Genomic DNA, 8,208 nt, shown 5'->3' with positions numbered 1-8,208 from the left:
GATTGCTTGACGCTAACGCTTGGTCACTAAATTCTGTTGAAAATTCGAATAAAGCGAGTTGCGCATCATACCTAGGTTCGCAACCATACAGGTCTCGATACTCATCAGCGTAAACCGGTTTTTCGTAATCTAGCCATAGCCTAGTAGGCGTAATACGCGGGCTGACTTCAGACCTTACAAGGTTCAGTAAATAGGTAAAAATCGACTCGCAACAGAAGCGTCGTTGCTCTTGTGATATCTCTCTTTTATAAGGGTAGGTTAACGCGATCGATAGTCGGTCTTTCGATTCGTGAAATGTCAGGTGATAAGCCGCACCTTGCATGTAATGCAATTCGTTAATGATCTGCAAACTTCTTTTGAACGATGACGCTGTCATCAGAACTCTAGAAAAATCACATAAAGCGTGTGGCTGTAAAAGCCTGCCATAGTGCAGGCCTATGTCAGAACTTGGATCGGCACCGTAGATATCACGAATTAAATTGCCGAAGGCATTTTTCGACTCCAATGTTTGTCCATAACCCAATATGACCCTTTCGGCGTCGAGTGGGCTAAGTTTTAGTTCTTCTGGAGCAAGTTCCAAAAGTAGTCTTAAATATATTTCGTCAAGCATGGCGATTCAAACATAGTTCGCACGGCGTGCTTCGTATGTTTGCCCAGTCCTTTAATTGTTATTTTATGGCGGTTAATGCTTTCGTCTAGGCTAGCGTATTGATCGTTAGTTGGCTTTTTTGTTTTACCTTTTTCGGCGTAACCAATAAACGATATAACTGACAGGCGGCGAAAATCAGTCTACCGAGTTTGGAGCAGGATGTTCGTGACGCCGCTCTCACTAGTGTGTTGGCCGAAAGAGCATCGCTTCATGCTAAATCGAACTGTGATGTAGGTCTCAACAACCCGCTATTTTGATTGTTTACTGGCCGAAAAGAACCAGATGTATCCGTTTTTAACCAAGTTGTGCGCCTTTTGACTCATTTGTTAACAAGTGTTGCGCTAAACTTTTGCGCACCGCTTATTTGGTGGTAACGAAAGAAAACTTGGAGAGAAACAATGATAAATCTAAAAAAAGTTGTATCTAAAGTTGTAAAGGTGGCAGCCTTTTCGGTTGTTGCTATTAGTGTTGTTGGTTGTACGGGCAACCCATATGAAGAAACCGTTAACGGTCGAAATGATGTCGTGACCCTGGGCGACTCCATTTTCGATTTGAATGGCGTTATCCAAGAAACGTTGGAAGCGCGCGCGGGCACTCAGTTCCGTGATTACACGCAGTCAGGTGCCGAGTTGCAAGGTGGTTTGCTAGCGCCATCCGTTGTAGAGCAATATAACGCAGCTAACGCGCACAATGGCAACATCAGCACGATCCTAATGGATGGTGGCGGTAACGACATCCTGATCCCTGCTACTTTGCTTGACCCATATGGCTGCCGTACGCACTGGTGGAGATGGTGGCCTTCAAGTTCTTGCTACAATCTGATCGAAGACCAGTACTACAACGCGGTTAGTCTGCTTAACACGATCGATGCTGATGGTGTGGCTAATGTTGTATGGTTGGGTTATTACGAGCTTCCACGTGGTAATGCAAACCTAACTACTGCACTTAACTACGGTGATGACTTACTTGGTTATGCATGTGAAGTGAGCTCAGCTGCAAGCTGCCAGTTTGTTGATCCACGCGGCACGGTTCCAGCGAGCCAAGTTGAAGGTGACGATATTCACCCAACTCCAGCTGGATCAGTTAACCTAGCGAATCAAATTGAGCCAGTATTGTTCCCGCTTCTATAGGGCACATATCTGACAGAGATACGGAGCAAGTCTGTATCTAGAAAACGCCCTCGTTCGAGGGCGTTTTTATTTGCGATGATTTTAATTGGTGTGAGCCGGTTCTAATCTAGCGGTTTTGGTGCATGGTTAAATAGCTTTGTAAGCTTCGAAGAATCAGGACTAACGATGAAAAAAATAATAATTTTTGCTAGTGCAGTGTTTGTAGCTGGTGGCATCACATATCTTTCCTTTCAGTCTCAATCAGAAAATGAAATAGCTAGAGATGGCTCCTTTGGTAGTGGGAATATGGCGCCTGAGATAGGACAAAATGGCGCAATAAAGCAAGCTGCGATACCCGAGGTGCTCAAGAAGAGGGGGGGCATGACGCCAGATTCTCTCGTGGAGCAACTGAGCGTAAAAATGCGACAGCAATTTGCTGACAGCATTAACAGTATCGTTGTGCAGGTTAGTTTAAAAGATATGCGAGTGGGCTTGGAGTCAGAGTTTCCGGGGCAAGGTTCTCAGATGTTTGAAGAGATCCTTAGGCGGGCATTTCCTGAGCTTGCTGACCAGATTTTGCTCGCCATTGCCAACATGGATGCATATGACGAGTGGCTGGTTGATAGCTATCTCGATTTGAATGATATGAATGCCGTGGCCAAAGATAACACTGTTTGGAACAAGCGCATTGAGTTGTTTGGTGAAGAAGATGCGCGATTAATTTGGAATGAAGAGATCGCTCAAGATCAGCAGCGGGAGCGCAATGTCAAAACGGTTATGACGGAATTGAATACCGCCTATGATATGCCTTTGGAAGATCGCGTTTATACCATGCAGGTCGCTATGCAGGATAATTATGGCGATACCCCCGAGGGTTTACTAATGGGCACCGCGAGTGTGACGACCCAAATGGTGTTCCGGTTAGACTCTGTACAAAAAGAGTTAGCGGCGATGGAGGCCGACGAACGCCAAGAGACAATCAACCAAATGCGTTTGCAATTGGGTTTTCCTGAAGACCGCATTGGTGTTCTGGCAGAGCAGGACAAAAAGAATGACGAAATGTGGGATAAGGGTAATGCCTACATGGAAGAGCGAGAAGCGCTTGTTGCAACTTATCAGGGTGAAGACTTGGAAACCGAGCTTGATTTGCTGCGGCTGAAACACTTTGACGATCGCAGTGCATACTCGCTCAAGCAAGAAGAAGCGCTTGGTATGATGCGCTATGAGCGCCAGCGTATTTACGGTTTGAATTGATCATCCATTAACGTGAGCCTGTTTGCGGAGATGCTCAAGGCTCACAGCGGGTTTTCGCACTGTTAGGGTTTTAGCTTCTTATACGTCCCGTCTAGCCAACCCTGAATTTCAGACATGTACCACGGAGAGAAGGGGTTGTCAGATACACCTCCAGCCGTTCGGGTATGCAACATGCCTTCATTCATGTCAGCGGCAATTCGCACCGAGGCTGCGAAGCTTGTTTTTCTGCCTGCTGACTCGTATAGCTGGCCCTGATGCGGTGTTGCGCGTCCGCCAATCATTGGTACCTCACCGCTGTCTATCCCAAAGTATTCAGGCACTTTGCCTTGTAAGAGGATGTTGGTGAACTTGAAACGATTTTGCTCTCCCCATGTGATCGAGACGAAGCCGGATTTCGCTTTTTCGAATGCATCACTAAAACACTGGTGCTGGCTTTTCTCCTTGAACCAGATTGAATTTGAGTCTAAAAAGCATCGATCGAAATTCTGATAGAAGTCAATGAACAGACAGGTTTGTTCGCGCAAATGTCGTGATAGCTCAGGGCTGATTTGTTCATCTTGGAATACCAATTGGCGTAGTTCTGTATAAAACGCCTCAAATAACGCAGCGCCCGTAGAGTAACGGTCGTAACACTTATCCCAGTCCAGAAGAATCTCAGCGAGCAAGCAATCGTTGAAGTGCTCTTTTAGAATCGGCGCAAGAATCGCCATATACTCTTCGGCTTGAAGGGAGTAGGTGTCCATTTGTATATCGCGTGAGCTGGCGATATCTTGTTTTTTGTCATCAGAGAGCAGCTGGGTAATCCTGCGAGCTCTATGGTCAGCCATCGGCATATTAATCGGTGATGCTGTACCAAACTCGTTTAAATCCTGATTGGCCGTAACAAAGAAACCTTGTTCAGGATTAAGTACGTTTGGAAGTTCCGAAGGTTTGTAAAATCCCGTCCAGTCGTAGTCCTTGTCCCAACCTAGGCCAGGAACGAAACCGTTCCAGCCTTTATTGCGCTTCGGACAAAGGCCTGACATTTGATAGGCGATGTTGTTGTCACGATCTGCGATGACCCAATTCCAAGCGCTCTCTATTTGTCCGCTAAAGTGCTGCATTTCTTCTGCGTTACGTGCGGTCACGAGCTGACGAGCTGCATTTAGACCAGCGGCCCCATAATTGGCAGGAGACCAAAGCGTAGAGAGGTAGAAACCCGGTTCTTGAGGATCTCCATCCAAAATACCGTGAGGATTTTCATAAAAGACTTCAACGTGGTCTAGGTTCTTTTTACGAAGAATATGCTCTTCTCGCATCTCGAATTTTCGCCATGATTTTCCTCTGCGATACTTGCCGTCTTTGCATTCTTCAATCCAGCTATCGACCGTATCTGCAAAGGTGTAGGTTGCTCCCCATGCGACGTCATAAGATCGGCCTATGAGCAATCCCGGAATGCCCGGCATACCATAGCCCATGGCTTGGTAGTCAGGGCAGCTAAGTACTGCTTCGTACCAAACATTGGGAAGCCGATTAACTTCGAGGTGGGGGTCGTTCGCCATTATGGCTGCGCCGCTTTTGGTTCGCGAGCCTGCGACAACCCAATTATTTGATGCCATCATGCGGGGTATTGCGGCTTGCCAAAGTAGCTCCAATGGAATGATGCGCTCAGGTAACTTCACTTTCTGAATCAGTTCGCGGTCATATTCTTGTCCTTCAAGAGGGAAAAGACTGGACAGTTTTTCATCGCTTACGCCATTTTGTACCAGTTCGATGAATAGGCGTTCTGATTCGGCCTGAGTTTGTGCGAGTGTGAGGTAACCGGTCATACGGAAGATTAAAATGATATCTGTAACGGTCCACGGCTCAGGTTCACCACTAAGTAGGCGCATTAGACTGACGCGGCGCGCTCTGAAGCCGGCGTTTATTCCATCGCATAGTGCCTGACACCAAGAGAGTGTATCTGGCTCTAATTGCCCGATGACTTTCTTCGCATCGCGACGCCAGTTCATCCGCCGGAAAAAACGGTCGATGTTGAGGTTATCTTCGGTGTCGTCTAGGAGTTCACATAAGCGGCCCTGTCCGAGAATGCGCATGAACTGGAGTTGCATGCTTCGATCAAATGCCTGGCAATAGCCAAGACCCCAGTTTAAATCATCAATTGAGTTTGCGTGAATGTGCGGAACACCGTGCTCATCTCGGGTAAGACGAAGGTTCTTCGGTCTAGGCCCTCGGATACGGATAGTTTGACTTTTAGGCAGTTTAAACATGATCGACTACTTTGTGATTATTTTTTAAAACACTATATTCTCTTTTATCGCATTCAACAATGCAGCAACAACCCAACGACAACCTAACGAAAACCCAACAACAAGGATGCCGACTTTGTTTATCGCATGCGCAGAATTGTTCAAGATCGGGATTGGGCCATCGAGCTCCCATACGATGGGCCCCATGCTAGCCGCGGTTTCTTTTCGAGATCGTGTAGGCGAGCTTATTCATGCATCAACGAAGCAAACGGATCAATCGCGACTTCAAGGCATGGTACTTGAGTGCACACTGTATGGTTCGCTCGCGTTTACTGGTAAAGGCCATGCGACAGATCAAGCGGTGATGTTGGGGCTTCATGGTTATTCTCCATCAGACTTGGTTGCTGAGAATGTTCCGGCGTTGCTCGATAATTTACATAAACGGAAAGGCATAGATATTGACGGTGTTGAGATTCGCTACACAGATGCGCAGTTGTATTGGGAGGCAACGAGCCTTGGACTCGCCCATCCAAATACGCTCGCATTTAGCTTGAAGCAGGGTGGGTCGGTTGTCTGTACTGAGCGCTATGTGTCCATTGGTGGTGGATTTGTGGTGACAGAGAGTGCTATGGATGTTCAGTCTTTGAATATCATTCCCAATATCGATGTGCCTTTTTCCTTCGACTCTGCAAGCGAAATGCTCGAAATGGCACGAAGCTCTGGCTTCACGATTTCTGAAATGAAGCGCCAAAACGAATATGTTCGTCAGCCAGAGACAGCGAAGCTGAGTGAGAGCATTGCGGATATATGGAATGCAATGGGTCAGTGTATCCGGCAGGGTTTGGATACTCAGGGTATCTTACCCGGAGGCCTTAAGGTGCAGCGCCGTGCTAGTGACTATTATCAAGATCTTAAAGGTGCGGAGTCAGCGCCTGAAAGCCATGAGTGGCTAAGCGCTTATGCGATGGCTGTTAACGAGCAGAACGCGAATGGTCAGATGGTGGTGACTGCCCCGACGAATGGCGCTGCCGGCGTGATTCCCGCCGTTCTCTATTATTTTGAGCAGCATTGCCTATCCTCGCAATGTTTAGCGGCGTCGCAGCGTGAAGACTTCTTCTTAACGGCGGCAGCCATTGGCGGACTGATAAAACATAATAGTTCGATTTCAGGCGCGGAGGTGGGCTGTCAGGGTGAGGTCGGTTCTGCCGCTGCAATGGCCGCTGCAGGCTTGTGTGCTGTTAAGGGCGGTAGCCCTGAGCAGATTGAGCATGCGGCTGAAATTGCGCTGGAGCATCATCTGGGAATGACCTGCGACCCAGTGCAGGGGCTGGTGCAAGTGCCATGCATTGAGCGCAACGCCTTTGGCGCAGTGAAAGCGTGGCTGGCGGCAGATCTCGCGTTGAGAACAAAGACTGGGCACGTAATGTCTCTGGATTCATGCATCAAAGCGATGCATGAAACCGGGCTGGCAATGTCAGATAATTACAAAGAGACCTCTCTTGGGGGGCTCGCTGCATCTTGGGTTGAGTGTTAGCCATGCTGCTGGTCGCTTAATCGCGGTCTGTACTTGCTTCGGAGGCTGCAATAACGTGAGGTTCGTCTGCCGCATCGGCATACCATCGCTGCATTGACGGTAGCGTGAGGATTTTGTCCATATAAGCGTGACTTGTGTCTGATACTTCGATGGCATATGTCGCAAAGCGTGATACGACAGGGGCGAACATACAATCGACAATGCTGAACTCGCCAAAGAGCCATTCGCCGTCATGTCGGTTGAGTGCATCTTGCCACATACCGTCAATGCGATGAACTTCATGCTCGCACTTCTCGCTGAGTTTAATCTTGCGACTGGCGCGACAGTTCATGGGGAGTTCGCTACGCAGAGCCGCAAATCCCGCATGCATTTCTGAACAATATGCGCGTGCAACGGCGCGTTCTTTAGCGCGCTGAGGCCACGCTCTATTATCCAGATGGTTCTCGGAGATATACTCGCATATCGCAAGGGATTCCCAGATGGTCATTTCTTCGTCAATTAAAACAGGAACTTTAAAGCTTGGTGAGTATTCTGCGAGCAACTCATGGCTGCGAGCCTGTCTGAGGGGAATTACCGTTTCTTCGAAATCGAGATCAAAGTGAGACAGCAAAAGCCAAGGACGCATCGACCAGGATGAATAGTTTTTGTTTCCAATGATCAGTTCCATGCCAGTCCTCCTGACAGAATTGAATTTGGGGTGGCGATGAGCGCAGGCTTACATGAATAGGGTTATCTCGAAACAACTCGCTCAAGACAATTAATTCAAAACAGCTAACTCAAAACAGCTAACTCAAAACAGCTAATTCACAACAACTAGTTCAAAACAGCTAACTCAAACAACGATCGCAAAAGAATTGAGCGTTTAGGCTATCCGCCAGATCGCTTAACAGTATAGCCTTTATCAGAAAGTAGCTGGGTGATTAAGTCTCGCTGATCACCTTGTATTTCAACTGTGTGTTCTTTCAACGCGCCGCCAACACCGCACTTCTTTTTTAGCTCTTTGGTGATAATCTTAAGCTGCTCTTTCTTCTCGAGAATGCCTTCGATTAACGTAACGCCTTTGCCACCGCGACCCTTTCGCTCGTAGCGAACACGAACAACGCCATCACCTTCTGGTGTTTCATCATCGCTGCACGTGCAGTTGTTTATAGCCTGTTTGCAACTTGGGCAGGTTTTTCCTACCTCAGTTGAGTAAACGAGGCCTCCAAGATCAGCAAAAGATTTCGCTTTCGGCATGACGCTTTCCTATACACATTAGACGTTTATTTTAAATGCTGAGTCGCTTAACGGGGCGCATTAGCGAGCGGGAGCCATAGATAGCGCCCAAGCCCACAACTAGATTTGACAGCGCAGCGCCAGCGTAAATGCCGTCTAGGCCAAAGTAAATAGACCCTAAATATGCGAGTGGTACGAAGAGTCCTATCAAACGCATAA

Annotated in this window: 8 protein-coding genes; 3 read left to right on the top strand and 5 right to left on the bottom strand. The window is 47.7% G+C overall.

Annotation, left to right across the window (positions count from 1 at the left end; translation table 11 throughout):
- On the bottom strand, positions 1-610 hold a 610-nt coding region (locus tag A3751_RS09585; RefSeq protein WP_156492359.1), incomplete at its 3' end, for an AraC family transcriptional regulator ligand-binding domain-containing protein.
- A gap of 437 nt (positions 611-1,047) precedes the next feature.
- Between A3751_RS09585 and A3751_RS09580 the strand changes: the two genes are divergently transcribed.
- Entirely contained in the window at positions 1,048-1,779 is a 732-nt protein-coding gene (locus tag A3751_RS09580; RefSeq protein ID WP_068454971.1) for an SGNH/GDSL hydrolase family protein, read from the top strand.
- A 165-nt stretch (positions 1,780-1,944) separates the two neighbouring features.
- A complete protein-coding gene (locus A3751_RS09575) occupies positions 1,945-3,012 on the top strand; it encodes a hypothetical protein (protein ID WP_068454968.1) in 1,068 nt (355 codons plus the stop codon).
- 62 nt (positions 3,013-3,074) lie between these two features.
- Here A3751_RS09575 and A3751_RS09570 read toward each other — a convergent pair whose 3' ends face one another.
- A complete protein-coding gene (locus A3751_RS09570; RefSeq protein ID WP_068454965.1) occupies positions 3,075-5,261 on the bottom strand; it encodes a penicillin acylase family protein in 2,187 nt (728 codons plus the stop codon).
- 24 nt (positions 5,262-5,285) lie between these two features.
- Positions 5,286-5,447 (bottom strand): hypothetical protein, encoded by a 162-nt coding sequence (locus tag A3751_RS22750; RefSeq protein WP_197466258.1) that lies wholly within the window; start codon positions 5,445-5,447, stop codon positions 5,286-5,288.
- Between A3751_RS22750 and A3751_RS09565 the strand changes: the two genes are divergently transcribed.
- Complete coding sequence (locus tag A3751_RS09565; protein ID WP_231876866.1) at positions 5,437-6,774, top strand: L-serine ammonia-lyase; 1,338 nt, start codon at positions 5,437-5,439, stop codon at positions 6,772-6,774. The genes A3751_RS22750 and A3751_RS09565 overlap by 11 nt on opposite strands.
- A 16-nt stretch (positions 6,775-6,790) precedes the next feature.
- Here A3751_RS09565 and A3751_RS09560 read toward each other — a convergent pair whose 3' ends face one another.
- Positions 6,791-7,441: a glutathione S-transferase family protein gene (locus tag A3751_RS09560; RefSeq protein ID WP_068454962.1), complete on the bottom strand. Its 651-nt coding sequence runs from the start codon at positions 7,439-7,441 to the stop codon at positions 6,791-6,793.
- A 200-nt stretch (positions 7,442-7,641) separates the two neighbouring features.
- Positions 7,642-8,010 carry a translation initiation factor Sui1 gene (locus tag A3751_RS09555; RefSeq protein ID WP_068454958.1) on the bottom strand — a complete coding sequence of 123 codons (369 nt, stop codon included), beginning with the start codon at positions 8,008-8,010 and terminating at the stop codon, positions 7,642-7,644.
- Positions 8,011-8,208 lie beyond the last annotated feature (198 nt).

The organism is Oleiphilus sp. HI0080 (assembly GCF_001635135.1).
This window is presented reverse-complemented; position numbering and strand designations above follow the sequence as displayed.